The sequence below is a fragment of the Oerskovia sp. NPDC057915 genome (genome assembly GCF_042887685.1).
GTDB lineage: Bacteria > Actinomycetota > Actinomycetes > Actinomycetales > Cellulomonadaceae > Oerskovia.
Window position 1 is genome coordinate 174,679 of record NZ_JBHVOS010000003.1, and the last position, 23,047, is coordinate 197,725.

Annotated in this window: 21 protein-coding genes and 3 tRNA genes; 15 read left to right on the forward strand and 9 right to left on the reverse strand. The window is 70.9% G+C overall.

The annotated features are described in order from the left end of the window. Window positions 1-53 precede the first annotated feature (53 nt). The 5 genes from gyrA to ACFVQ3_RS03305 all read left to right on the forward strand — a co-directional run bounded on the left by gyrA (window position 54) and on the right by ACFVQ3_RS03305 (window position 4,179). On the forward strand, window positions 54-2,738 hold the full coding sequence (gyrA, locus tag ACFVQ3_RS03285; RefSeq protein ID WP_387635010.1) for a DNA gyrase subunit A: 2,685 nt from the start codon (window positions 54-56) through the stop codon (window positions 2,736-2,738). Further along, the gene (locus ACFVQ3_RS03290; protein WP_387635013.1) at window positions 2,735-3,724 is read left to right on the forward strand and encodes a DUF3566 domain-containing protein; all 990 of its coding nucleotides are present in this window, start codon (window positions 2,735-2,737) and stop codon (window positions 3,722-3,724) included. Before gyrA ends, ACFVQ3_RS03290 begins: the two co-directional genes overlap by 4 nt. 128 nt (window positions 3,725-3,852) lie before the next feature. Next, a tRNA-Ile gene (locus ACFVQ3_RS03295) sits at window positions 3,853-3,926 on the forward strand. A gap of 30 nt (window positions 3,927-3,956) precedes the next feature. Next, window positions 3,957-4,076: a DLW-39 family protein gene (locus ACFVQ3_RS03300; protein WP_210410998.1), complete on the forward strand. Its 120-nt coding sequence runs from the start codon at window positions 3,957-3,959 to the stop codon at window positions 4,074-4,076. A gap of 30 nt (window positions 4,077-4,106) precedes the next feature. Then, window positions 4,107-4,179: transfer RNA gene (locus ACFVQ3_RS03305), tRNA-Ala, on the forward strand. Between the two features lie 161 nt (window positions 4,180-4,340). On the opposite strand, the gene ACFVQ3_RS03310 is transcribed toward ACFVQ3_RS03305, so the two are convergent. After that, complete coding sequence (locus ACFVQ3_RS03310) at window positions 4,341-5,315, reverse strand: hypothetical protein (RefSeq protein ID WP_387635016.1); 975 nt, start codon at window positions 5,313-5,315, stop codon at window positions 4,341-4,343. Window positions 5,316-5,464: 149 nt separating this feature from the next. Here ACFVQ3_RS03310 and ACFVQ3_RS03315 point away from each other — a divergent pair, with 149 nt between their 5' ends. Both ACFVQ3_RS03315 and ACFVQ3_RS03320 read left to right on the forward strand, forming a co-directional pair. Continuing rightward, window positions 5,465-6,004 (forward strand): peptidylprolyl isomerase, encoded by a 540-nt coding sequence (locus ACFVQ3_RS03315; RefSeq protein ID WP_138826988.1) that lies wholly within the window; start codon window positions 5,465-5,467, stop codon window positions 6,002-6,004. A 155-nt stretch (window positions 6,005-6,159) separates the two neighbouring features. Next, window positions 6,160-6,888, forward strand: coding sequence for a rhomboid family intramembrane serine protease (locus ACFVQ3_RS03320; protein ID WP_387635019.1), 729 nt, complete (start codon window positions 6,160-6,162; stop codon window positions 6,886-6,888). Between the two features lie 188 nt (window positions 6,889-7,076). On the opposite strand, the gene ACFVQ3_RS03325 is transcribed toward ACFVQ3_RS03320, so the two are convergent. Continuing rightward, window positions 7,077-7,331: a cell division protein CrgA gene (locus tag ACFVQ3_RS03325; protein ID WP_387635022.1), complete on the reverse strand. Its 255-nt coding sequence runs from the start codon at window positions 7,329-7,331 to the stop codon at window positions 7,077-7,079. A gap of 175 nt (window positions 7,332-7,506) precedes the next feature. Between ACFVQ3_RS03325 and ACFVQ3_RS03330 the strand changes: the two genes are divergently transcribed. The 4 genes from ACFVQ3_RS03330 to ACFVQ3_RS03345 are packed head-to-tail and all read left to right on the forward strand — an operon-like array spanning window position 7,507 to window position 10,040. Beyond that, window positions 7,507-8,343, forward strand: coding sequence for a DUF881 domain-containing protein (locus ACFVQ3_RS03330; protein ID WP_387635024.1), 837 nt, complete (start codon window positions 7,507-7,509; stop codon window positions 8,341-8,343). Beyond that, window positions 8,340-9,221 (forward strand): class E sortase, encoded by an 882-nt coding sequence (locus ACFVQ3_RS03335; protein WP_387635027.1) that lies wholly within the window; start codon window positions 8,340-8,342, stop codon window positions 9,219-9,221. Before ACFVQ3_RS03330 ends, ACFVQ3_RS03335 begins: the two co-directional genes overlap by 4 nt. Beyond that, the gene (locus tag ACFVQ3_RS03340) at window positions 9,218-9,388 is read left to right on the forward strand and encodes a hypothetical protein (RefSeq protein ID WP_157283436.1); all 171 of its coding nucleotides are present in this window, start codon (window positions 9,218-9,220) and stop codon (window positions 9,386-9,388) included. Before ACFVQ3_RS03335 ends, ACFVQ3_RS03340 begins: the two co-directional genes overlap by 4 nt. A 4-nt stretch (window positions 9,389-9,392) precedes the next feature. Further along, window positions 9,393-10,040: an aminodeoxychorismate/anthranilate synthase component II gene (locus tag ACFVQ3_RS03345; protein WP_387635155.1), complete on the forward strand. Its 648-nt coding sequence runs from the start codon at window positions 9,393-9,395 to the stop codon at window positions 10,038-10,040. Between the two features lie 159 nt (window positions 10,041-10,199). On the opposite strand, the gene pknB is transcribed toward ACFVQ3_RS03345, so the two are convergent. The 7 genes from pknB to ACFVQ3_RS03380 are packed head-to-tail and all read right to left on the reverse strand — an operon-like array spanning window position 10,200 to window position 19,718. Then, the gene (gene pknB, locus ACFVQ3_RS03350; RefSeq protein ID WP_387635030.1) at window positions 10,200-12,254 is read right to left on the reverse strand and encodes a Stk1 family PASTA domain-containing Ser/Thr kinase; all 2,055 of its coding nucleotides are present in this window, start codon (window positions 12,252-12,254) and stop codon (window positions 10,200-10,202) included. Further along, a complete protein-coding gene (locus tag ACFVQ3_RS03355) occupies window positions 12,255-13,979 on the reverse strand; it encodes a serine/threonine-protein kinase (protein WP_387635032.1) in 1,725 nt (574 codons plus the stop codon). It abuts the gene before it with no gap. 5 nt (window positions 13,980-13,984) lie between these two features. Then, on the reverse strand, window positions 13,985-15,448 hold the full coding sequence (locus ACFVQ3_RS03360) for a peptidoglycan D,D-transpeptidase FtsI family protein (protein WP_387635035.1): 1,464 nt from the start codon (window positions 15,446-15,448) through the stop codon (window positions 13,985-13,987). Then, window positions 15,445-17,049: an FtsW/RodA/SpoVE family cell cycle protein gene (locus ACFVQ3_RS03365; RefSeq protein WP_387635038.1), complete on the reverse strand. Its 1,605-nt coding sequence runs from the start codon at window positions 17,047-17,049 to the stop codon at window positions 15,445-15,447. Before ACFVQ3_RS03365 ends, ACFVQ3_RS03360 begins: the two co-directional genes overlap by 4 nt. Then, window positions 17,049-18,467, reverse strand: coding sequence for a PP2C family protein-serine/threonine phosphatase (locus tag ACFVQ3_RS03370; RefSeq protein ID WP_387635040.1), 1,419 nt, complete (start codon window positions 18,465-18,467; stop codon window positions 17,049-17,051). The genes ACFVQ3_RS03365 and ACFVQ3_RS03370 overlap by 1 nt, the downstream gene beginning before the upstream one ends. A gap of 8 nt (window positions 18,468-18,475) precedes the next feature. Continuing rightward, entirely contained in the window at window positions 18,476-19,003 is a 528-nt protein-coding gene (locus tag ACFVQ3_RS03375) for an FHA domain-containing protein (RefSeq protein WP_387635043.1), read from the reverse strand. A 10-nt stretch (window positions 19,004-19,013) separates the two neighbouring features. Beyond that, window positions 19,014-19,718, reverse strand: a complete 705-nt coding sequence (locus tag ACFVQ3_RS03380) for an FhaA domain-containing protein (protein ID WP_387635046.1) — start codon at window positions 19,716-19,718, stop codon at window positions 19,014-19,016. A 292-nt stretch (window positions 19,719-20,010) separates the two neighbouring features. Between ACFVQ3_RS03380 and ACFVQ3_RS03385 the strand changes: the two genes are divergently transcribed. The 4 genes from ACFVQ3_RS03385 (at window position 20,011) to idi (ending at window position 23,014) form a co-directional block, all read left to right on the forward strand. Further along, window positions 20,011-20,093: transfer RNA gene (locus ACFVQ3_RS03385), tRNA-Leu, on the forward strand. A gap of 406 nt (window positions 20,094-20,499) precedes the next feature. Then, window positions 20,500-20,871 (forward strand): PadR family transcriptional regulator, encoded by a 372-nt coding sequence (locus ACFVQ3_RS03390; RefSeq protein ID WP_387635048.1) that lies wholly within the window; start codon window positions 20,500-20,502, stop codon window positions 20,869-20,871. After that, a complete protein-coding gene (locus tag ACFVQ3_RS03395) occupies window positions 20,868-22,223 on the forward strand; it encodes a permease prefix domain 1-containing protein (protein WP_387635050.1) in 1,356 nt (451 codons plus the stop codon). The genes ACFVQ3_RS03390 and ACFVQ3_RS03395 overlap by 4 nt, the downstream gene beginning before the upstream one ends. A 191-nt stretch (window positions 22,224-22,414) precedes the next feature. Then, window positions 22,415-23,014: an isopentenyl-diphosphate Delta-isomerase gene (gene idi, locus ACFVQ3_RS03400; RefSeq protein WP_387635053.1), complete on the forward strand. Its 600-nt coding sequence runs from the start codon at window positions 22,415-22,417 to the stop codon at window positions 23,012-23,014. Window positions 23,015-23,047 lie beyond the last annotated feature (33 nt).

Here is a 23,047-nt window from a genome sequence, read left to right on the forward strand (position 1 = left end):
CACGACGCAGCTTCACCACCCAGCAGGACCACGACAGGACGAGGTAGACGACGGTGACGGACGAGACTCCCGAGCAGGACGAGAACCAGGGAACCCTCCCCGGTGACGGGACCGAGGCAGCGCTGGGAGCGGACGGCACGGTCGCCGTGCACCACGGCCGGATCGAGCAGGTGGACCTGCAGCTCGAGATGCAGCGCTCGTACCTCGACTACGCGATGAGCGTCATCGTGGGGCGCGCGCTCCCGGACGTGCGCGACGGGCTCAAGCCCGTGCACCGCCGCGTGCTCTACGCGATGTACGACGGCGGCTACCGCCCAGACCGCGCGTTCTCCAAGTGCAGCCGCGTCGTCGGCGACGTCATGGGAAAGTTCCACCCGCACGGTGACACGGCCATCTACGACGCGCTCGTGCGCCTCGTGCAGGACTGGTCGCTGCGCTACCCGCTGGTCGCGGGGCAGGGGAACTTCGGCTCCCCCGGCAACGACCCCGCGGCGGCCCCGCGGTACACCGAGTGCCGCATGGCCCCGCTGGCCATGGAGATGGTGCGGGACATCGACAAGGAGACCGTCGACTTCCAGGACAACTACGACGGTCGCACCCAGGAGCCCGTGGTCCTGCCCGCGCGCTTCCCGAACCTGCTGGTCAACGGGTCGGCCGGCATCGCGGTCGGCATGGCCACGAACATCCCGCCGCACAACCTGCGCGAGGTCGCCGACGGCGTGAAGTGGCACCTGGCGCACCCCGAGGCCTCCAAGGAGGAGCTGCTCGAGGTCCTGCTCACCAAGATCAAGGGCCCCGACTTCCCCACGGGCGCGACGATCCTGGGCCACAAGGGCATCGAGGAGGCGTACCGCACCGGCCGCGGCTCCATCACGATGCGCGCGGTCGTCAACGTCGAGGAGATCCAGAACCGGATCTGCCTCGTCGTCACCGAGCTCCCCTACCAGGTCAACCCGGACAACCTGGCGCTGCGCATCGCGGACCTGGTCAAGGACGGCAAGGTGCAGGGCATCGCGGACATCCGCGACGAGACGTCAGGTCGTACCGGCCAGCGCCTGGTCATCGTGCTCAAGCGTGACGCGGTCGCCAAGGTCGTCCTGAACAACCTCTACAAGCACACCTCGCTCCAGGAGAACTTCGGGGCGAACATGCTCGCGCTCGTCGACGGCGTGCCCCGCACGCTGAGCATCGACGCGTTCGTGCGCCACTGGACGACGCACCAGATGGACGTCGTCGTGCGGCGTGCGCGCTTCGAGCTGCGCGCCAAGGAGGAGCGCGCCCACATCGTGCGCGGCTACCTCAAGGCGCTCGACGCGCTCGACGAGGTCATCGCGCTCATCCGCGCGTCGGCCACGGTCGAGGACGCACGCGAGGGCCTCATGGCCCTGCTCGAGGTCGACGAGATCCAGGCCCGCGCGATCCTGACCCTGCAGCTGCGCGCGCTCGCCGCGATGGAGCGTCAGAAGCTCATCGACGAGTACGCCGAGCTCGAGGCAGCGATCAAGGACCTCAACGACGTCCTGGCCCGCCCGGAGCGTCAGCGTCAGATCGTGGGCGACGAGCTCGAGGAGATCGTCTCGCGCTACGGCGACGAGCGCCGGACCACGATCCTCCCCTACGACGGCGACGTCTCGATCGAGGACCTCATCGCCGAGGAGGAGGTCGTCGTCACGATCACGCGCGGCGGCTACGCCAAGCGCACGCGCAGCGACAACTACCGCCAGCAGAAGCGTGGCGGCAAGGGCGTGCGTGGCACCCAGCTGCGCGAGGACGACATCGTCGACCACTTCTTCGTCACGACGACGCACCACTGGCTCCTGTTCTTCACGAACCTGGGCAGGGTGTACCGGGCCAAGGCGTACGAGCTGCCCGAGGGCGGCCGCGACGCCAAGGGCCAGCACGTCGCGAACCTGCTCGCGTTCCAGCCCGGCGAGAAGATCGCGCAGGTCCTCGACCTGCGCGACTACGACGCCGCCGAGTACCTGGTCCTCGCGACCCGCCGCGGTCTGGTCAAGAAGACGCGTCTGTCGGAGTACAACTCCCCGCGCTCGGGCGGCCTCATCGCGATCAACCTGCGCGAGGACGAGGACGGCAACACCGACGAGCTGGTCTCGGCCCGCCTCGTGGACGCCACGGACGACCTGATCCTGGTCTCGCGCAAGGGGCAGTCCATCCGCTTCACGGCCGACGACGACGCGATGCGCCCGCTCGGCCGCTCGACGTCGGGCGTCACCGGGATGAAGTTCCGCGAGGAGGACGACCTCCTCGCCATGGACGTCGTCCGCGACGACGCCTTCCTGTTCACGGTCACCGAGGGCGGCATCGCCAAGCGGACTCAGCTCACCGAGGACAACTACCGCGTCCAGGGCCGCAACGGCTTCGGCATCAAGGTGGCGAACCTTCCCGAGCGCAACGGCGACCTGGTCGGGGCGCTCGTCGTGGACGACGACGACGAGGTGCTCGTCATCATGGAGCGCGGCAAGATCGTGCGGTCCTCGGTCGACGAGGTGAAGCCCACGGGCCGTACGTCGCAGGGGGTCATCTTCGCCAAGCCGGACAAGAACGACAAGATCATCGCCGTTGCCCGTAATGTCGAACGTCGGCTGGGGGAGGATCGGGATACCGTGGACGAGGACGCGTCCGAGCAGGGGCAGTCCGAGGTCGCCTCTCCCGCCAGCAACACCGGGCAGGAGGCTTCGTCGGAAGCGACCCCCGGAGCCACCGAGGATGGTAGATGAGCAGCGAGAAGAAGTCCCCGCCGACGATCGTGCCGAAGGCGGTGCAGCCACGCCCTGACGAGGTGACGAGCACCGCGACCCGCCCACCGGCGAGCAACGGCACCGCACGGACCGCAGGGGGCGGGACGACCAACGGTGCGCAGAACGGGGCGAGCGCCCCGGTACCGCCGCCTCCTCCGGCGACGGGAGCGACGCCGTCGGGCTCGACGCCCGCGAGCGAGAAGCCCGTCCCGCCGCCGCCACCGGCCGCGGGCGGTCCTACCGCCCGGTCCGGTGCGTTGAAGGCGGCTGCCGCCGCCATGGCGACCGCCAAGGCCGCCGCCAAGAAGCTGGCCGAGCCCTCACCGGCGCCCGCGCCCGCGAAGCAGAGCGAGAAGTCTTCCGACGAGATCGACGACCGAACGGTGCCACGCGTGAACAAGACCCCGACGAGCGCAGGTACAGCCCCTGCGGGCGGTACCCAGGAGGTGCCCGCCATGCACTACACCGCGGCGGGCTTCAGCGGGACGGCGAGCCCGGTCACGGGTGCCACGCCCGTGGCTGCGGCCGCGGCGCAGGCGGGGCAGGTTCCGCGCCCGGCGCAGCCGGCGACGGGGGCGACGCCCGCGGCGCGTCCGGCCGACGGCCCTCGCCGGGTACGGCTCGCGATCTCGCGCGTCGACCCGTGGTCGGTCATGAAGCTGTCGTTCCTGCTCGCCGTCGCGATCGGGATCATGACGGTCGTCGCGACCGCGGTCCTGTGGACCGTGCTCGACGGCATGGGCGTCTTCACGGAGACCGACGCGCTCATCCGCAGCATCGTCGGTCAGGAGTCCAAGGTCGACGTGCTCCAGTTCGTGGAGTTCAACCGGGTGGTCGCGCTGTCGACCCTGATCGCGATCGTGAACATGGTGCTCATCACAGCGCTGTCCACGATCATGGCGTTCATCTACAACATCGTCGCGGCGATGGTGGGCGGAATCCACCTCACCCTGACGGACGACTAGGACATAGCACCCCATACCGGGACGTCGTCCGAGGGCCCTGGGCCTGCTTCGGAGCACGTCGGACGATGTCCCGGTTTGGGCGCACCCCGAGAAGTGCGGTAGTCTCAAGCGCTGCCGCAGCACAGCAAGGGCCTATAGCTCAGACGGTTAGAGCGCTTCCCTGATAAGGAAGAGGTCAGAGGTTCAAGTCCTCTTAGGCCCACTGCAGGAAACCCACCCGAGGGGGAACGTCATGAAGAAGTTCTTCGTACTGCTGCTCGTTGCCGGCGCCGGATTCTTGATCTGGCGCAAGGTGTCCGAGGACAACAACGAGCGCGATCTCTGGGCAGAGGTCACCGACACCTTCGAGTGACGGTCTCTGCGAGGTAGTTCCGCACGATCTGGGGCCATGGCGCAATTGGTAGCGCACCTGCTTTGCAAGCAGGGGGTTAGGGGTTCGAGTCCCCTTGGCTCCACAGAGTGAACAGGCCGTCGGCCGGGTGTCAGACCCGGTGGGCGGCCTTTCGCGTTCCCGCACCACGCGACGGCCTCGGGCGGCCCCCGTCGTCCGTGCCTCGAACGCAGAGAGCCCCGACCGGCACTGCCGGTCGGGGCTCTCGGGTGCTGCGAGGTGGACTCAGGCGGTCGGCTTCTTGCCGTCGGTCGTGGCGTCGCCCTCGTCGCCCGACGGCGCCGCGTCCTTCGAACGGGAGGTCGCCTTGCGTGTGGCCTCCTTGGCGTCGCTCACGGCCTCCTGGACCTTCCCGGTGATCTTCTCGCCCGCGTCCGTGACGGCCTCCTGGACCTTCCCGCCCGTCTCCCGTCCCTTGGCGACGGCGGCACCGGCGGCCTCACCGACGGCCTCGGCGGCGTTGTTGACGGCCGCGCGCGCGTCCTCGAAGCTCGAGGCCGGGACCTGGTCCCAGGGCTCTGCCCAGGGGTCGGTCGTCGGCTGCGCCCGGCGCCACAGGACGTAGGCGCCGCCGGCGGCAGTGACCCCACCGACGACCCACCAGAGGGTCTTGCTCTTCTTCTGGGGGTCGGCCTTCTCCGCGGCGGCGGTGATCTTGGCGGGAGCGGCCTTGGCGGCCTTCTTGGCGGACGCAGCCGTGGCGTCGAGGTGCTTCTTGGCTGCCTTGGCCGCCTTCTTCGTCGCCTTGCGGGACAGCTGCTCGGCGGACGCCGCCGACGCGACCGTTGCTGCTGCCGCCGCCTCGGCGTTGCGCGAGGCCGCCTCGGCGGCTGCTGCCGCGGCGGCGTTGAAGCTCGCGACGATCTTGGGCAGGACCTCCTCGACCAGTTTGTCGTGGGCCGTGTCGATCGCCGGGCTGGCCTTCTCCGCGGCCTTCTCCACGCGCGGGGCCGCTGCCTGGAGGCTGTCCTGCCACGCCTTCTCGAGGCGAGGCGTGAGCCACTCGACGAAGGCCTCGACCTTGGGCTGGCCCCATTCCTTGGCCTGGTCCGCGAGCTGGGCTGCTGTCGTCTGCGCCTTGGTGCCTGCGTCTCCGACGAGCGCGGCGACCTCGGCTGCCTGATCCTTGATCTTCTCGGAGTCGATCGACGAGATCGTGTCGTTCACGACTCGGGCGGAACGGCGGGTGCGGTCGGACATGGAGCCTCCTGTGTTCGCTGTGCTGGTGATGCTCGCTGGGACTCCACTCTGCCACCGTGCCAGGGGACCCGCGAGACAAGCGCGCCGAGGCGTTCGACACCAGTCGGGCGGCTGGCCGGGGGCACAGGCCGTCGTGTGAGAATGAGGGCATGTTCGCAACCCTCCACACCACTGCTGGTGACATCCGCATCGAGCTCCTGCCGAACCACGCGCCCAAGACGGTGGCGAACTTCACCGGTCTGGCGAAGGGCACCACGACGTGGACGGATCCCCGTACGGGCGCCGAGAGCAACGCGCCGTTCTACGACGGGCTGATCTTCCACCGCGTGATCCAGGACTTCATGATCCAGGGCGGGTGCCCCCTGGGCACCGGGACCGGTGGTCCTGGCTACACGTTCAACGACGAGATCCACCCCGAGCTCCAGTTCGACCGCCCGTACCTGCTGGCCATGGCCAACGCCGGGTCGCGTCGCAACCCGGTCTCGGGCGAGGTCGAGGGCACCAACGGGTCGCAGTTCTTCATCTCGACGATCCCCACGCCGTGGCTCAACGGCAAGCACACCATCTTCGGCGAGGTCGCGGACGACGAGTCGCGTGCCGTGGTCGACGCGATCAACACGACGCGGACGCGCCCGGGTGACCGCCCGGTCGACGACATCGTCATCAGCTCGGTCACCATCGAGGACTGACCATCTCCGTCCCCGCCTTCGGGACACCGGAGCCGGCCCAGCCGGCTCCGGTGTGTCCCCGACACCCCGACCGAGTCTCCTACGTCCGCTGCCAGCGCTGCGGGCGTCCGGCCTGTCCCGAGTGCCAGCGGCCCGCCGCCGTCGGGGTGCAGTGCGTGGACTGTGTGCGGGAGCAGGCACGCAGCGCTCCGCGGACCCAGACCGTGCTGGGCGGCACGGTCCGTGGCGGGAGGCCCGTCGTCACGCTGACGATCATCGCCCTGTGCATCGGCAGCTGGTTGCTCCAGCTCGCGACGGGCGGCGAGTGGACCCAGCAGCTGGCCTTCGCACCCTTCATCGGCGAGGTCGAGCCCTACCGCTTCCTCACCGCCGCGTTCCTCCACTCCACAGGTGTCTTCCACATCCTGTTCAACATGTACGCGCTGTGGATCACGGGGCCGTTCCTCGAGCAGATGCTCGGGCGGGTGCGGTTCGTCGCGCTGTACGTGCTCGCGGCGCTCGGCGGGTCCGTCGGGGTCCTGCTCCTGGCCGACCCGGCGACGCAGAGCTGGTACACGGCGGTCGTGGGCGCGTCGGGCGCGGTCTTCGGGCTCTTCGGAGCGATCCTGCTCGTCCTGCGACGCCTCGGGCGCAACGCGACCCAGATCCTCGTCCTGATCGGGATCAACGTCGCGATCGGCTTCATCCCGGGCACCAACATCGCGTGGCAGGCGCACCTGGGTGGGCTCGCCGTCGGGCTGATCCTCGGGGCGGGCTACGCCTATGCGCCCAAGACGCGTCGTACGGCGTGGAGCGTGGGTGTGACCGTTCTCGTCGCGGTCGTCCTGGTGGCGCTCACGGTGCTCAAGTACTCGTCGGTCGCCCCGGGATACGTGGCGTTCTGAACCGACTATCCGACCTCGAATAGTTATCCACAGACTTACTCACACCTGTGGAACTACACCTGTGTAGTTATCCACAGGCCCTGTCGGGAAGCGTCTTGGGAGCGTCGAACGAGCACAGGGTGGGTCCGCAGCACTGCGGACCCACCCTGCACCTCGACCGACGGCGGGCGACGAGCGCCTCCGGTCGGCTACTTCCAACGTGTCGTGAGGACGAAGCCCGCGATGATGAGCGAGAACCCGATCGCCAGGTTCCACTGGTTGATCGCCGGGATCGGCAGCCCCAACCCGTTGCTGGTGAGGTAGAAGATGACGATCCAGGCCAGACCCAGCAGCATCAGGGAGAGCATGGTCGGGACGAGCCAGCGGGGGTTGCCCGTGTCAGGCTTCTTCACCTGCGGGGCCTTCACCTTGACTGGCTTCTTGCGAGACTTCGACTCGGGCACGAGAGCTGGCTCCTGTCCTCGGTATGCGTGGTCCTGGCACGGGAGCCGTGCAGGAGCTGTGTCGGGTGGGACGAAGCGGCGCTGCGCGACGTCGTGAACGGCAACGCCATTCGACGTCTAGCGTAGTGGGCGGACACAATGGCCGTGTGCACGGTGACCGGAGGGGAGTCAGGGAATGAGCCAGGACGACCGGAGCCTCGACGCGCCCCGACGCGACGGCCAGGACGACGGCAGGCCGGAGTCGTCCGCAGACCGTGACGCTCCCGCGGCGACCACCCCCCCGATCTCCCGTGGACGACGCATCCGCTCGGGCGTCACGGTCCTCCTGGTGCTCGCGCTGTCCGGGCTCATGTTCACGGCGAGCGCCAAGCTCGCCCGCAACCAGGACGGGCGCCACCCCCAGAACCTGACCGACCTCGTGCAGAACGAGGAGCGCCGCGTCGAGACCATGACCGGGCAGGTCGTCGACCTCGAGGCCGAGGTGACGGCCCTGGCCCAGGACCTCGCTCCGGCAGAGCTGACCTCCCCCGAGGTGGCCGTGAACACGGGCATCGTGGCCGGCTCGGTGCCCGTCACCGGACCCGGCCTCAGCGTGACCCTCGACGACGCCCCGCCCACCCATCAGTCCCGGAGCGCCAACGTCGACGACCTGGTCGTCCACCAGCAGGACCTGCAGGAGGTCATCAACGCCCTCTGGGCCGGCGGTGCCGAGGCCATGACCCTCCAGGGCCAGCGCGTGACCCCGACCACCGCGTTCCGCTGCGTCGGCAACGTGCTCAACCTGCACGGACGTGTCTTCTCGCCGCCGTACGTCGTCTCGGCCATCGGGGACGCCTCGGCGCTCCAGGCCTCGCTCGACCGTTCGCCCGCGATCGGCATCTACCAGGAGTACGTCGACGCGTACGGGCTCGGGTGGAAGGTCGAGAAGTCGTCCTCGATGGACATCCCCGCCTTCGAGGGCGCCACCGACCTGCGGTACGCGCGCGTGCCGGGCACGAAGGACCAGGCGTGACGGCGTCGTCGGGCCCCGTGCGCCACGTCCGACCCGAGCCCGGCAACCGCCCTCGCGCGCGCCGCGGCGCCGCGTCGACCGTCGCCGGGATCCTCGGCGAGGTCCTCATCACCGTGGGCGTCCTCCTCGGGCTGTTCGTCGTCTGGCAGCTCTGGTGGACCGACGTCCAAGGAGCCCGCGAGCAGGCCGAGGTCCTGCAGAGCATGGGCTGGGAGGTTCCCTCGGACGAGGCCGTCGACGTCCGGCGTGACGAACCGCCGGTCGCCGAGCAGCCCGCCGTCGGCGACGTGTTCGGACAGCTCTTCGTCCCGCGCTGGGACGACGCGGTCATCCCCCTCGCGCAGGGGACGGACAAGCGCACGATCCTCGACAAGGCGATGGCCGGCCACTACCCCGAGACGGCCATGCCGGGAGCCGTGGGCAACTTCTCGCTCGCCGCGCACCGCATGACGTACGGCGCACCCTTCCATCGCGTCGAGGAGCTCGAGGTGGGCGACCCGCTCGTGGTCCGCTCGAACGACACCTGGTACGTCTACCGCGTGACCGAGGGCTTCGTCGTCCAGCCGAACCAGGTCGAGGTCATCGCACCCGTCCCCGGCCAGCCGGGCGTCGAACCGACGCAGCGCTTCCTGACCCTCACGACGTGCCACCCGATCGGCCTGAACTCCCTGCGGGAGCGGTTCATCGTGCACGCCGAGCTCGACTACTGGCTGCCCGTCGCCGACGGTCTGCCACCCGACCTCGTGGGCCACGTGCCCGCCGACCTCGCTGCGGCCCCCCCGGAGGCCGCGGCAGGTACCGAGGGAGCTGCTCCCGCGGACCTCGCAGGAGCGCTCTCCGTGGACACCGTGACCGGCCCGACGAACGGGGGACGATGATGTACGGAGCGCTCTGGCGAGTGCTGCCAGGTCCGGCGTGGCTCCGGGTGCTGCTGCTGCTCGTCCTCGCGGCGGCAGTGGTGCTCGTGTGCTTCGAGTGGCTCTTCCCGATCGTCGCCGAGTACATGCCGTTCAACGAAACGACCGTCGAAGGAACAGGTGGGTAAGGGAATGGTCCGCATCCTCGTCGTGGACAACTACGACTCGTTCGTCTACACGATCGTGGGGTACCTGAACCAGCTGGGTGCCCGCACGGTCGTCGTGCGCAACGACGCCGTCCCCGCCGTGGGAGCGGACGGCCGGTTCCGGGACGACGACGGCGCGTTCGACGGAGTCCTCGTGTCGCCCGGTCCCGGCACCCCCGCCGAGGCAGGGCAGAGCGAGGAGGTCATCCGGGCCTGCGCCGCCTCGCGCACGCCGATGCTCGGGGTCTGCCTCGGGCACCAGGCGCTCGCCGAGGTCTACGGGGCGACCGTGACTCACGCACCCGAGCTCATGCACGGCAAGACCAGCCTGGTCGAGCACGAGGACACGGGCGTGCTGGCGGGCCTCCCCTCGCCGTTCACCGCGACGCGCTACCACTCGCTCGCGGTCGTCCCCGAGACGGTTCCCGCCGAGCTGGTCGTCACGGCCGCGACGGAGAGCGGGGTCGTCATGGCCCTCCAGCACCGTGACCTCCCGCTGCACGGCGTCCAGTTCCACCCCGAGTCGGTCCTGACCGAGGGTGGGCACCGGCTCCTCGCGAACTGGCTCACGCTGTGCGGGGCGCCGGACGCCGTCGCGCACTCGAAGGGCCTCGCGCCGCTCGTGCGTCGCTGACGGGCCCGCTGAGGGTCCAGAACGAGGGCGTTCAGGGCCGGACGGGTCCTCGAGCGTCGGCCGATGTGCGGCCGCGAGCCTGGGAAGAACGCGGGAGGGCCCGGCACCGCATGGTGCCGGGCCCTCCCGCGTCGCTGTCCTAGGGCTCGTGACGGGACGTCACGGGGTCGGGTTCCCGCCGCCCCCGCCGCCGCCGTTGCCGCCGCCGGGCGGGCCGCTCGAGACCACGATGTCGACCTTGTCGCCGACCTCCAGGACGGCGTCCTTGCCAGGGTTCGTCGAGATGACGTTCCCCTTGGGGACGGAAGCCGACTCCTTCTCGGTGACGTTGCCCGAGTTGAGTCCCGCCCCCCCGAGCAGCTCCTTGGCCTCGTCGAGCGACTTGCCCACCATGTCCGGCACGTTCGTCATCTCCGGACCCGTCGGCGCGGGCGCCTTGGCGATGGTCAGCGTGACCTTCTGGCCCTGCTTGCCCGGGCCCGCACCAGGGTTCTGCTTGATGACCGTGCCGGCGGTCTTGGTGCTCTCCTCCTCGATGATCGCGTACGAGAGGTCGATGTCGTCGAGAGCCTTCTCCGCGTCGGCCTGAGGAAGGCCGAGCAGGTCGGGGATGCTGATTAGCCCGCTCGAGATGAAGATCTTGACCGACGAACCGGCCGGGGCGCTCGCGTTGGCTGCGGGGTCGGTCCGGGTGACGAGCCCCTTCTTCACGGTGCCGTTGTCCTCCTGGTCGACGGTCGGGTCGACCGCGAGACCGGCACCCTCGATCTCGGCACGGGCCTGCTCCTGGGAGAGACCTGCGACGTTCGGGACGATCACGGCGTCCGGGCCTGCCGAGAAGTACACCGTGACCTCGGTGCCCTCCTCCACGGACTCGCCGCTCGCAGGGTTCGAGCTGACGAAGACGTCCTTGGGGAGATCCGAGTCCTGGTCGATCGCCTTGAGGAACTTCAGCCCCACGGCGTCGAGCGCCTGCTCGGCCTGCTCCGGGGTCGTGGTCGCGCTGAAGGTGGGGACGGTGACCGTCTCCGGCTCGGCGGGCTTCTGGTTGAGCAGGATCATGGCGATGATCGCGGCGATCGCGACCACGCCCACCGCGATGAGCGCCCACATGAGGCCGCGCTTCTTGCCCGACCCCTCGTCGTCCGGCTCTCCCTCGGCGAGCGGCCCACCGGGCTGGCCCGGGGGGACGGCTGCGGGGACGCCGGTGGTCTCCCAAGGGTTCGGCGGGCCCGCGACGGCAGGGCTCATGACCTGCGTCGCGTTCTCGAGGGGGCCCTGCACCTGGGTCGCGGCGAGAGCTGCCCCGGCGGCGGCAGCCGCCGCGACGCCGAGCGCGGGCGCGGTGATGTGCCCGCCACGGACCGCGTTCTCCAGGTCGTTGCGGAACTCGGCGGCGCTGCTGTAGCGGGCCGTGCGCTCCTTGGCGAGCGCCTTGAGCGTGATGCGGTCCAGGACCTCGGGGACGTCGGGGGCGAGGTCGCTGGGCTTCGCAGGGGCCTCGCGCACGTGCTGGTACGCCACGGCGACCGGGGAGTCCCCGATGAACGGCGGGCGTCCTGTGAGGAGCTCGAAGAGCAGGCATCCCGTGGAGTACAGGTCGCTGCGCGCGTCGACCGTCTCGCCGCGGGCCTGCTCGGGAGACAGGTACTGCGCGGTGCCGATCACGGCGTGCGTCTGCGTCATGGTCGCCGCGGAGTCCGCGACGGCCCGGGCGATGCCGAAGTCCATGACCTTGACGGCACCCGTCGGGGTGATCATCACGTTGGCCGGCTTGATGTCGCGGTGCACGATGCCGGCGTGGTGCGAGTACTCGAGGGCCGACAGCACGCCGGCGGTGATCTCGATCGCCTCGTCGATCGGGACGGCCTGGCCGTCGCCGAGGATGTCGCGGACCGTGTGCCCCTCGACGTACTCCATGACGATGAACGGCACGTGCGCCGTCGCGCCGCCGGGCTCGACGTGGGTGTCCTCACCCGTGTCGTAGACCGCGACGATCGCGGGGTGGTTCAGCGCCGCTGCGGCCTGCGCCTCCCGGCGGAACCGGGCCAGGAACGACGGGTCGCGCGCGAGGTCCGAGCGCAGGATCTTGATCGCCACGGTCCGTCCGAGACGGGTGTCGTGGCCGATGTGCACCTCGGCCATACCGCCTCGGCCGATGAGCTCACCGACCTCGTACCGGCCGGCAAGTACCCGGGGAGCGTTGTCCACCACTTAGGAGTCCTTCGATGTCGTCGGGGCCGAGGACCCAGAGGGACCCGGCACAGTACTGAGCATCATCCCATCGTCGGACGTCAGGTCCGGGGACGAATGCAACGATCTGGTCACGTTCGGGGCGGAACCGGCCCCCTCGGAGCGTTCGTCGCCGCCTCCCACGAGCGTCGCGACGAGCACGACCAGCAGGAGCCCGAGGAGCGCGAGGAGCGGCCACGAGAAGCCCTTGGCGAACCCGCCGATCCGCTGGCCGGTCGTGGTCGACGTCCTGACGGGCGGCGCGTCCTGGGACGCACGCCGCCGCTCGGCGCGGGTGACCCCTGCGGAAGCCGCCCGGTCGGGGCCACCCTGCACCGAGGTGCGCGACGGCGTCGGGCGGGAGTCGACGCGACGCGGACGTGCCGCCGGCGCACCACCGTGCAGATCCCGCCGCGGCGGGTATGAGCGCGGTGCGTCCGCGGGGTCCGCCGCAGCAGCGGTCGACGCGCGTTCCCACGGGAGCGCTGTCGGCTCGGCCGGATCGGGCACGGGAGGCGCGGGAGGCGGAGGCGGAGGAGGGGGGAAGGCCTGGCCGTCGAAGACGGGCGTGCCCGGGGGCGCGGTCGGCGCGCTCGGGGCCGCCGCCGCGGACGCCGCCGACGGCGCGGAGAGCGCCGAGCGGCCCGTCTGGGCGGAGTACCCGGAGGGGGCGGAGTAGCCCGACTGGGCCGGGTAGCCGGACTGGGCGGACAGCGCGGAGTCCTGCGACCGCGGGGTCGAGATCGTGGGCAGCGGGCGCGACCGCAGCTCCTCGGGGATCTCGAGCGGGGTCGGCGAGCTCGGCGGCGGTGCGGCGCCGTGGCGGGCGGGCTGCGCGCGACGAGACCGACGCGACGGGCCGCCCGCACGGGCGGTAGCCCCCCAGGGGTCGCGCGCGATGGTCTCCGCGAGGTCGTCGAGCGTCTGTGCGAGCGCCGATGCCGGCATGGGCCGCGCCTTGGGGTCCTTCGCGAGCATCGCGTAGATGAGCGAGGCGAGCGACGGGTGTACGTGCGCGGGCAGCGGCGGCACCTTCTCGTTGACGTGCGCGACCGCGATGTCCACGGGGGTCGACCCGGTGAACGGCCTGTTCCCGGCCACCGACTCGTACGCCACGATCCCCAGCGCGTACACGTCCGAGGCACCTGTAGCGGCCTGCCCGATCGCCTGCTCGGGCGACAGGTACTGGGCCGTGCCCATGACCATGCCCGTCGCCGTCATGGGGATCTGGTTCGCGGCCAGGGAGACGCCGAAGTCGGTGATCTTCACGACGCCGCGGGGCTCGAGCAGGATGTTGCCGGGCTTCACGTCGCGGTGCACCACACCCGCGACGTGCGCGGCGTGCAGCGCCCGGGCGGTCTGCGCCAGGATGGGCAGGAGCTTGGACGGCATGAGGACGGGCTCGCGCTCCAGGAGGTCGGCCATGGGCTCACCCATGACGAGCTCCATGACCAGGTAGCCCGACTGGTTCTGCTCGCCGTAGTCGTACATCTGGGCGATGTTCGGGTGCGACAGCGCGGCGCTGTTGCGCGCCTCGGTGCGCAGGCGCTCCAGGAAGTCCTCGTTGCCCGCGTACTCCTCACGGAGGAGCTTGACGGCGACCTCACGGCCGAGCGCGCGGTCGTTCGCGACCCACACCTCGCCCATGCCGCCGATCGCGATGCGGCGGACGAGGCGGTAGCGGTCGCCCAGGGCGAGCCCTTCCACGGGCCTCACTTGTTCAACACCGCCTCCATCACTGCCTTCGCGATGGGGGCGGCCACGGCACCGCCGGTCGCCTCGTTGCCGCGGTCGCCGCCGTTCTCCACGATCACCGCGACCGCGACCTGCGGGGCCTCGGCGGGGGCGAAGCCCGTGAACCACGCGTGCGGGGCCTTGTTCGGGTCGTTCTCGGCCGTGCCGGTCTTGCCGGCGACCTGGACGCCGGGGATGCGAGCGGGCTTGCCCGAGCCGTTGTCCACGACCCCGACCATCATCGACGTGAGCTGCTGGGAGACCGTCGGGGAGACCGAGGTCCGCAGGACCGAGGGCTCGGTCTGCTCGACCACGTCGAGGTCCGCGCCCCGGACCGTCTGCACGGTGTAGGGAGTCATCTGCTTGCCGCCGTTGGCGATCGCGGCCGAGACCATGGCCATCTGCAGGGGCGTGACCTTGACCTCGCCCTGGCCGATCGAGGCGCGCGCGAGCTCCGCAGCGTCGTCGGTGACCTCCGCGGACGGGAAACGGCTCGGCGTGACCGTCATGGGGACGGAAAGGTCCGTGTCGAACCCGAAGGCCTCGGCCTGGTCCCGCATCGCGTCGTCGCCGAGCGTGACGCCGAGGTCCGCGAACGCCGTGTTGCACGAGATCCGCAGGGCGTCCGCGAGCGTCTGCTCGCCCGTCGGCGAGCAGCGGGTCCCGCCGAAGTTCAGGAGCGTCCGCGTGGAGTTCGGGTACTGGTACTCGTCCGGGGCGGGGATCACGGTGTCCGGCGTGTACTGCCCGGACTCGAGCGCGGCCGCCGAGGTCACGACCTTGAACGTCGAGCCGGGCGGGTAGGTGTTGCCCGCGATGGCGCGGTTGACGAGCGGGTCGCCGTCGGCGTTGATCAAGGACGTGTAGGCCTCGCTCGCCGCCTTGGTGTCGTGGTTCGCGAGGACGTTCGGGTCGTAGGACGGCTTGGAGACCATCGCGAGGATCTTCCCGGTCGACGGCTCGATCGCGACGACCGCACCGCGCTGCTCGCCCAGCGCGTCGTACGCGGCCTGCTGGGCCGCGGGGTCGATCGTGAGCTCGACGGACGCGCCCTGGGGCTTCTGGCCGGTGATCATGCCCTGGAGCCGGTCGATCCACAGCGTGCTCGCCTGGCCGTTGAGGAACGCGTTCTCGCTGCGCTCGATCGCGGACGTGCCGTTGACGATCGAGAAGAAACCGGTGACGTGCCCGAACACGGGCCCGTTGGTGTAGGAGCGCTGGTAGCCGTACGGGTCGTCGACCGGCGTCGAGAGCGCGACCGACTCCCCCGCGACGACGATGGGCCCGCGGAAGTTGCCGTACTCGCGGTACACCTGGCGCTTGTTGCGCGGGTCGGCGTTGAGCGAGTCCGCCTGGACGAACTGGATGTAGGTGGTCGAGACCATGAGCGCCAGGAACATGACGAGCACGACGGTCGCCACGCGGCGCAGGGGGACGTTCACAGGTTCTTCCGCTCGGGGTCGTCGATGATCTCGGTCGCCCCGGTCATCGGGTCGCCGCCGTCAGGGCGGTCGGTGCGCACGACCTGCGTGGGCAGGTCCTGGGAGGGCGCACCACGCGAAGGCCCGACGGCGGCGCTCGCCTCACCCGCCTCGACGGCCTCCTGGGAGCCCGCGCCCACCGCGACGGGCTGGGGGCCCGACCCCGGACCGGTCGCCGCCTGCGACGGGGCGACCTGCCCGCGCACCGGCAGGGACGACGGTCGGCGGGCGTTGTCGGAGATCCGGAGCAGCAGGCCGACCACGAGCCAGTTCGCGAGCAGCGACGAACCGCCCTGCGCGACGAACGGCATGGTCAGGCCGGTGAGCGGGATGATGCGCGTGATCCCGCCGATCACGACGAAGAGCTGCCACGCCATGACGAACGCGAGGCCGCCCGCGAGGAGCTTGCCGAACCCGTCACGCACGCCGATCGCGGTCCGCAGGCCGCGCTCGACGAGCACGAGGTACATCACGAGGATCGCGAGCAGGCCCGCGAGCCCGAGCTCCTCGCCGAGAGACGTGTAGATGAAGTCCGAGTAGGCGTACGGCACGAGGCGCGGGTAGCCCTGGCCCCAGCCCGTGCCGGTCAGGCCGCCGTTCGCGAGCCCGAACATGCCGCCCACGAGCTGACCCGAACCGCCCGGGTCGCGCCCGTAGATCTCCGGGGCGAGGGGGTGGAGCCACACGTCGACGCGCGCCTGGACGTGGGGGAACGCCGACGCCGCGACGACGGCGCCCACCGCGAACATGCTCAGGCCGATCGCGACCCAGCTGAAGCGCTCGGTCGCGATGTACAGCATGGCGACGAAGAGCCCGAAGAACAGGAGCGAGGTGCCCAGGTCGCGCTCGAAGATCAGGACTGCGAGCGAGGCGGCCCACACGATCACGAGCGGGCCGAGGTCGCGCAGGCGCGGGAGCTGGAGACCGAGGACCTTGGGGCCGGCGAGCGCGAGCGTGTCCCGGTTCGTCACGAGGTAGCCCGCGAAGAAGATCGCGAACGCGATCTTCGCGAACTCGGCCGGCTGGAGCGACATGCCCGCGATGTTGACCCAGATGCGGGCGCCGTTGATGTTCCGCCCGATCACGGGGAGCAGGGGCATCACGACGAGCACCAGGCCGACGATCATCGCCGTGTACGAGTACTTGCGCAGGGTCCGGTGGTCCTTGAGCAGCCAGACGACGGCGCACGCCGCGACGACGCCGAGCACGGTCCACATGAGCTGCTTCGAGGCGAGGTCCTGGGTGCTGCCGACGATCTTGCCGCCGATGTCGATGCGGCTGATCATCGCCAGACCGATCCCGTTGAGGGCGATCGCGACGGGCAGGATGACCTGGTCGGCGTAGGGGGCCTTGAGCCGCAGGACCACGTGCCCGACCACGGCCAGCGCGACCAGCGCGAGGCTGTAGAGGGCGAAGTTGTCCGGGAGCTCGTCCGTCAGCCCGAAGCCGACCGAGGCGTAGGCGCCGATACCGAGTGCCAGGGCGAGCACGAGCAGGCCCGCCTCGGCCCGTCGCGACGGGCGCTTGGCGGAGGCCACGGCGTGCGGCTCGATCGTGGCCATCAGGGCGCCACCGGGGTGCCCGTGGTGTCGGCGGGCGGGACGGCGGGGTCCACCGGTGCCGCCGGGTCGACCGGCAGCGTGACCGGGTCGGTCGCCTGGTCCGTTCCCGCTTCGGTCTCCGTGTCGGTCTGGGCGTCGGCGACGAGACGGGTCGCGCGTTCGCGCGCGTCGTCGAGCGACGTGGCGCTGATCGTCTCGTGGAGGCGGTCCACGACGTACGGCGGCAGGTCGTCGACCTTGTCCCCCGTGAGGACGACCGGGGTCGACAGCGTGAGGGGCCCCGCGCTCGTCGGGACGCCACGGAACACCGCGACCTGCCCGTCGGCGACCCCCACGTAGTACTGGTCCTGGGTCCAGCGGTACGCGAGCAGAGCACCAGCCCCGATCGCGGCCAGGACCACGACGGTCACCACCGGGGCGATCCAACGCCTCGTGCGCTTGGCGGGCCGCACGTCCGAGTCGTCGCCGGCCGGTGCTGCGGTGCCCTCCGTGCCGTCGGCGGGCCCCGCGGAGGGGTCGGAGGGCTCCTCGTCGGTGGTGGCCTGCTGCTGGGCGGCGCTCGCCGTGGCGACGAGCGAGGCCGCGCGCGCGGCCGGCCCGTCCTGGGCGGCCGTCGGGCGGTCACGGTCGATCGCCGCGGAGCCGACGACGATCGGCGCCGTCGAGGGGCCCGCGCCGTCGGGAAGGGTGTCCAGGTCGACGACGTCGATGACGACGACCGTCACGTTGTCCGTGCTCCCCGCGCGCAGCGCGAGGTGCAGGAGACGCTCGGCGCTCTCGTCGGTGTCCTCGACCGAGATCAAGGTCTGCTCGAGCGTCTCGAGGCTCACGAAGCCCGAGAGGCCGTCCGAGCAGAGCATCCAGCGGTCGCCCGGGCGGGCCTCGCGGACCGACATGTCGGGAGTCAGGTCGACGTCGAAGTCGCCGAGGACCCGCATCACGACGTTGCGCTGCGGGTGGTACTCGGCCTCCTCCGGGGTGATGCGGCCCGTGTCGACGAGGTGCTGGACGAAGGTGTGGTCGGTCGTGACCTGGTTCAGGACACCGTCGCGCAGCAGGTAGGCACGCGAGTCACCGAGGTGCGCCATCGCGAGCATGTTGCCGCTGCGCAGGAGGGCCGTGACGGTCGTGCCCATGCCGGCGAGCTCGGGCGTCTGCTCGCTGCGCTCGACCAGGTCGAGGCGGGCGTTGTCGATCGACGACTCCAGGAGGGCGAGAGCCTCGTCGGGGCCGTGCGACTCGCCGTCGAGCGGGGCGAGGGCCGCGACCGCGAGGGACGACGCGACGTCGCCCCCGGCGTGCCCACCCATCCCGTCGGCCACGACGACGAGGTGCGGACCCGCGTAGCCCGAGTCCTGGTTGTTCGACCGGACCAGGCCCACGTCCGAGATGGCGGCGTACTTCAGCGCGATGTTCATCCCGGGCGCTACCGCTGCAGCTCGACGATGCTCTGACCGACCCGCACGCCCACACCCAGAGGCAGGGCCTCGATACCGGTGATGCGTCGGTCGTTGATGTACGTGCCGTTCGTCGAGCCGAGGTCCTCCACGTACCAGGCCCCACCCTGGGGGAAGATCCGGGCGTGCCGGGACGACGAGTAGTCGTCGTCGAGGACGAGCGTGCAGCTGGGAGCCCGTCCCAGCAGGATCGACGAGGCCGAGAGCGGGACGGTGGTGCCGCGCAGCGGGCCGGCGGTCACGACGAGCCGCGTCGGACCGGTCGGCGCCGGTGCCGCAGGCGTGGGAGCCGACGGAGCAGCGCCGCGCGACGGCGCGGAACCACGGGACGGGGTGGCACCCGTGGCCGGGTGCGACTCCTGGGTACCCCGGCCCTTGCGCGCCGTGATCTTGGTGCCGTACAGGTCGCGTCGCAGCACACCGATCGCGGCGAACACGAACACCCACAGGAGGACCAGGAATCCCAGCCGCAGCAGGGTGAACGTCAGCTCGGTCATGCGGAGGGGATCACCAATCCTCGTTGTCGGGCGCACCCGTCCAGAACATGATGCGGGTCCGCCCGATGGTCAGGCTGTTCCCGTCGAGCAGGGTAGCGGCCGGGACCTGGTGGCCCTCGACGAAAAGACCGTTGGTCGAGCCGAGGTCCGTCGCGATCACACCGTCCGGCGTGACCCGGATCTCGAGGTGGCGGCGGGAGACGCCCGGGTCGTCGACCACGATGTCGGCCTCGGAACCACGCCCGATGACCGTGACGGGGCCCGTGAGCAGGTACCGCTGCCCGTCGATGTCGACCAAGGGGTGCCGAGCACTGGGGGCCGAGGTCGTCGCAGGCGCGACGTTCCCCCGCACGCTCGCCGACCGCAGCTGGAACCGCCCCGTGTCCAGGGAGTCCTCCTGCTCGAACGACACGCTCACGGGGCCGACGAACGCGTAGTGCTGCGACGCGGCGTGCTCCGTCACGTTGGCGGCGAGCTCGTCGGCGAGCGACTCGGCCCCCCAGCCCTCGACCTGCGCGTAGTCGTCCGGCGACAGCTCGATGGTGAACTGGTTGGGCACGACCGTCCGGTCGCGGTCCACGACCGCGGCCCGGTCGTCGACCTCACGACGCAGAGCACTCGCCAGCTCGACGGGCTTGACCTCGCTGCGCCCGACCTTGAAGGCGTTGTTGACGACGCGTTCGACGCCCTTCTCGAAACGATCCAGGACTCCCATGCCACCTCCTCCCTCATCGACGTTGCTTCGACCGGGTACACGGTCCCCGGGCAGACTACCTAGATCGTAACGACCCGGGGCCTCGCCGAGCCGGTGATCCACTGAAGTGGACGAGGAGATCAGGAGGAGATCGGGTGCCCCGGGCGTGAGACGACCCTCGGGGCGGGGTACTGTTCTCTCTGGTGCAGCACCGGGCTCCGGCTCCGGTGCAGCGCCTGCGGAAGACCTCCCGAGCGTGGCCCGACGACCGATGCAGGTCTGGGTCGGCACTCGTGATAATCTTCTGCGGCACGCGCGAGTGGCGGAATGGCAGACGCGCTAGCTTCAGGTGCTAGTGTCCGAAAGGGCGTGGGGGTTCAAGTCCCCCCTCGCGCACGTGACGTACGAAAGGCCCCGGATCTCAGATCCGGGGCCTTCGTCGTTCTCCGGTGGTGGCCGTGCCCGCTCACCCCACGGCCACCGTTCTCGGTCGTGCCCCAGGACGCGAATCGCCTCGGTGAGGGCGTCGAGCGACGCGTGGCTCCGGTGTCGTGCCGCGCGCCCCTCCCTTGTGATGGCGGTTGTTCGACGGGGTTGCCGCGGAGATCCGGCCGCCCCCGGGTGTGGCACGCGCGACGTCGTCGAACCGTCTGCGGACGCGGTGAAGCGTGTCGATCAGGGCGATGGTCACGCGAAGGTGGCACCCCGCGACGGCGAGAACTCAGGTCGTCGGCCGCACCTCCTCTCCATACCTAGATCTGCTAGGTTAGTTACCCCTAGCAGTCCTAGGTATTGGAGCACCATGCACATCGACAAGGACCTCGTCGCCGCCTCGGCCACGCCGCTCGTCCTCGGCATCCTCGCGGACGGGGAGTCCTACGGCTACGCGATCGTCCGACGCGTCAACGAGCTCTCGGGCGGTCACATGCAGTGGACTGACGGCATGCTCTACCCGCTCCTCCACCGGCTGGAACGGCTCGGGCTCGTCGAGGCGTCGTGGGGAGTGTCCGACGTCGGGCGGCGGCGCAAGCACTACGCCCTGACACCCGCGGGCCACGAGGCCCTCGCCGAGCGCCGCGCGCAGTGGCAGGTCGTCGCCGGCGCGCTCCAGCAGGTGTGGAAGGACATGGGCGACGTCCAGTCCCCCCGCGCCGTGGCCGAGGGGTGGGCATGATGGCCGGCACCCCGGAGCTCGAGGCCCAGATCGACCAGTGGCGCAGCTACGTCCAGCGCCGCCAGGCGATCTCCACGGCCGACGTCGACGAGATGGAGGACCACCTGCGCGAGCAGGTAGCCGACCTGACCGCGACGGGCCTCGACGACGACGAGGCCTTCCTCGTGGCGGTCAAGCGCATGGGCAACCTCGACGAGGTCTCGCGCGAGTTCGCCCGCGAGCACTCGGACCGGCTGTGGAAGCAGCTCGTCCTCGTCCCGGACGCCGGCACCACGGGTCGGGACGGGCGCTCCTGGCGCGAGCTCGCCGTCGTCCTCGCTCTCGCGGTCGGCGCCGGTGTCGCGGTCAAGGTCGCGTCCGAGCTCGTCGGCGACGAGACGGTCCTGATGCGCAACGTCAGCCTGCTGGTCTTCCCGTTCCTCGCGGGCTACTTCGCCTGGAAGCGCCGCCTCACGTGGGGCGTGGGCGCGATGCTCCTGGTCCCGTTCGCGGTGCTCGCGGTCGTGCTCAACGTCTACCCGTTCGAGGCCGACGGCGCGACCCTGCTCCTCGCCGCCCTGCACACCCCCGTCGTCCTGTGGGCGCTCGTGGGGATCGCGTACGTGGGCGGGCGGTGGCGCTCGGACAGCGGCCGCATGGACTTCGCCCGGTTCACGGGCGAGCTCGCGATCTACTTCACGCTCCTCGCCCTCGGTGGCGGCGTCCTGCTCGGCCTCACGTTCGGGACCCTGAACCTCGTGGGGATCGATCCCGAGCCGTTCTTCGAGGGATGGGTCCTGCCCTTCGCCGTGCCCGGGGCGCTCGTCGTCGCGGCCTGGCTCGTCGAGGCCAAGCAGGACGTCGTGGAGAACATCGCCCCCGTCCTGACCCGCGTGTTCACGCCGCTGACGATCGTCATGCTGCTGGTCCTCTTCGTGGTCCTGGCAACCGCCGGCTCCCTGATCGACACCGACCGCGGCCTCCTCATCCTCATGGACGCGATCCTGGTCCTCGTCCTGTGCCTGCTGCTCTACTCGGTCTCGGCCCGCGACCCGCTCTCGCCGCCCCACCTGTTCGACGCGCTCCTGCTCGCCCTGGTCGTCGCGGCGTTCGCGGTCGACGCGGTCGCGCTCACCGCGATGCTGACCCGCATCGCCGAGTTCGGGTTCAGCCCGAACAAGGTCGCGGCCCTGGGGCTCAACCTCCTGCTGCTCGTGCACCTCGTGGGGTCCGCCCTCCTGCTCATCGGGTTCCTGCGGGGACGGCGCCCGTTCGCCGCCCTCGGGCGCTGGCAGACGCAGTTCCTGCCGGTGTACGCCGTGTGGGCGGCGGTCGTGGTCGTGGCGTTCCCGCCGGTCTTCGGGTTCGTCTGACCGGTGACCCGACGGCGCAGGGCGACCCTGCGCCGTCGGGCCCGGAGGGACACCTGCCGGACGGACTTCCTTCCTCTCCCCCGGTGTGTGACAGTGGGCCGGATGCCCCGGGCGCGTCCGCGCCCGTGCTGCTCGCGTCGGTCGTGCGACCGGTGCACCCCCCGACAGCACCGCAGGACCCTGGAGGAGCCATGACCGACGTGCACGTGCCCGTCGCCGCCGACCACGTCGTCACCGTCGACACCGACGGGAACCGGACCGGGACCTTCGCGCGCAGCGACGTCCACACCACGGAGACGCCGCTGCACCTCGCGTTCTCCTGCTACGTGCTCGACGGCGCAGGCCGCCTTCTCGTGACGCGTCGCGCCCTGTCGAAGCGCACGTGGCCGGGAGTGTGGACCAACTCGTTCTGCGGCCACCCGCGCTGGACCGAGACGACCGAGGAGTCCATCACGCGGCACGCCGCGCACGAGCTGGGCCTGCGGATCGAGGGTCTCGAGGTCGCCGTGCCGGGGTTCAGGTACCGGGCCGTGGACGCGTCGGGCGTGGTCGAGAACGAGATCTGCCCCGTGTACGTCGCGCGCGCCGCGAGCGACGTGACGGCCAACCCGGACGAGGTCGCCGAGCTCGAGTGGGCCGCACCGGGCGCGCTGGCGCGCGCGGTCGACGCGACGCCGTGGGCGTTCAGCCCGTGGATGGTCCTGCAGGTCGCGGCGCTGCGCGACGCGGCGAGCGGGCCCGACGGCGCCGTCCCACCCCTGCTGGCCGAGGTCGCCGCGGCCCTGGGCTGAGCGGGCGAGCGGGTCCGACCGTCAGGGGACCGG

Coding starts and splice junctions, on each gene's coding strand:
- ACFVQ3_RS03315 (WP_138826988.1), top strand. CDS start 5,465: ATGTTCGCAACCCTCCACACCACTGCTGGTGACATCCGCATCGAGCTC.
- ACFVQ3_RS03390 (WP_387635048.1), top strand. CDS start 20,500: ATGCACATCGACAAGGACCTCGTCGCCGCCTCGGCCACGCCGCTCGTC.
- ACFVQ3_RS03345 (WP_387635155.1), top strand. CDS start 9,393: ATGGTCCGCATCCTCGTCGTGGACAACTACGACTCGTTCGTCTACACG.
- ACFVQ3_RS03310 (WP_387635016.1), bottom strand. CDS start 5,315: ATGTCCGACCGCACCCGCCGTTCCGCCCGAGTCGTGAACGACACGATC.
- ACFVQ3_RS03290 (WP_387635013.1), top strand. CDS start 2,735: ATGAGCAGCGAGAAGAAGTCCCCGCCGACGATCGTGCCGAAGGCGGTG.
- ACFVQ3_RS03370 (WP_387635040.1), bottom strand. CDS start 18,467: ATGAACATCGCGCTGAAGTACGCCGCCATCTCGGACGTGGGCCTGGTC.
- ACFVQ3_RS03300 (WP_210410998.1), top strand. CDS start 3,957: ATGAAGAAGTTCTTCGTACTGCTGCTCGTTGCCGGCGCCGGATTCTTG.
- ACFVQ3_RS03380 (WP_387635046.1), bottom strand. CDS start 19,718: ATGGGAGTCCTGGATCGTTTCGAGAAGGGCGTCGAACGCGTCGTCAAC.
- ACFVQ3_RS03375 (WP_387635043.1), bottom strand. CDS start 19,003: ATGACCGAGCTGACGTTCACCCTGCTGCGGCTGGGATTCCTGGTCCTC.
- ACFVQ3_RS03330 (WP_387635024.1), top strand. CDS start 7,507: ATGAGCCAGGACGACCGGAGCCTCGACGCGCCCCGACGCGACGGCCAG.
- ACFVQ3_RS03340 (WP_157283436.1), top strand. CDS start 9,218: ATGATGTACGGAGCGCTCTGGCGAGTGCTGCCAGGTCCGGCGTGGCTC.
- ACFVQ3_RS03365 (WP_387635038.1), bottom strand. CDS start 17,049: ATGGCCACGATCGAGCCGCACGCCGTGGCCTCCGCCAAGCGCCCGTCG.
- idi (WP_387635053.1), top strand. CDS start 22,415: ATGACCGACGTGCACGTGCCCGTCGCCGCCGACCACGTCGTCACCGTC.
- ACFVQ3_RS03395 (WP_387635050.1), top strand. CDS start 20,868: ATGATGGCCGGCACCCCGGAGCTCGAGGCCCAGATCGACCAGTGGCGC.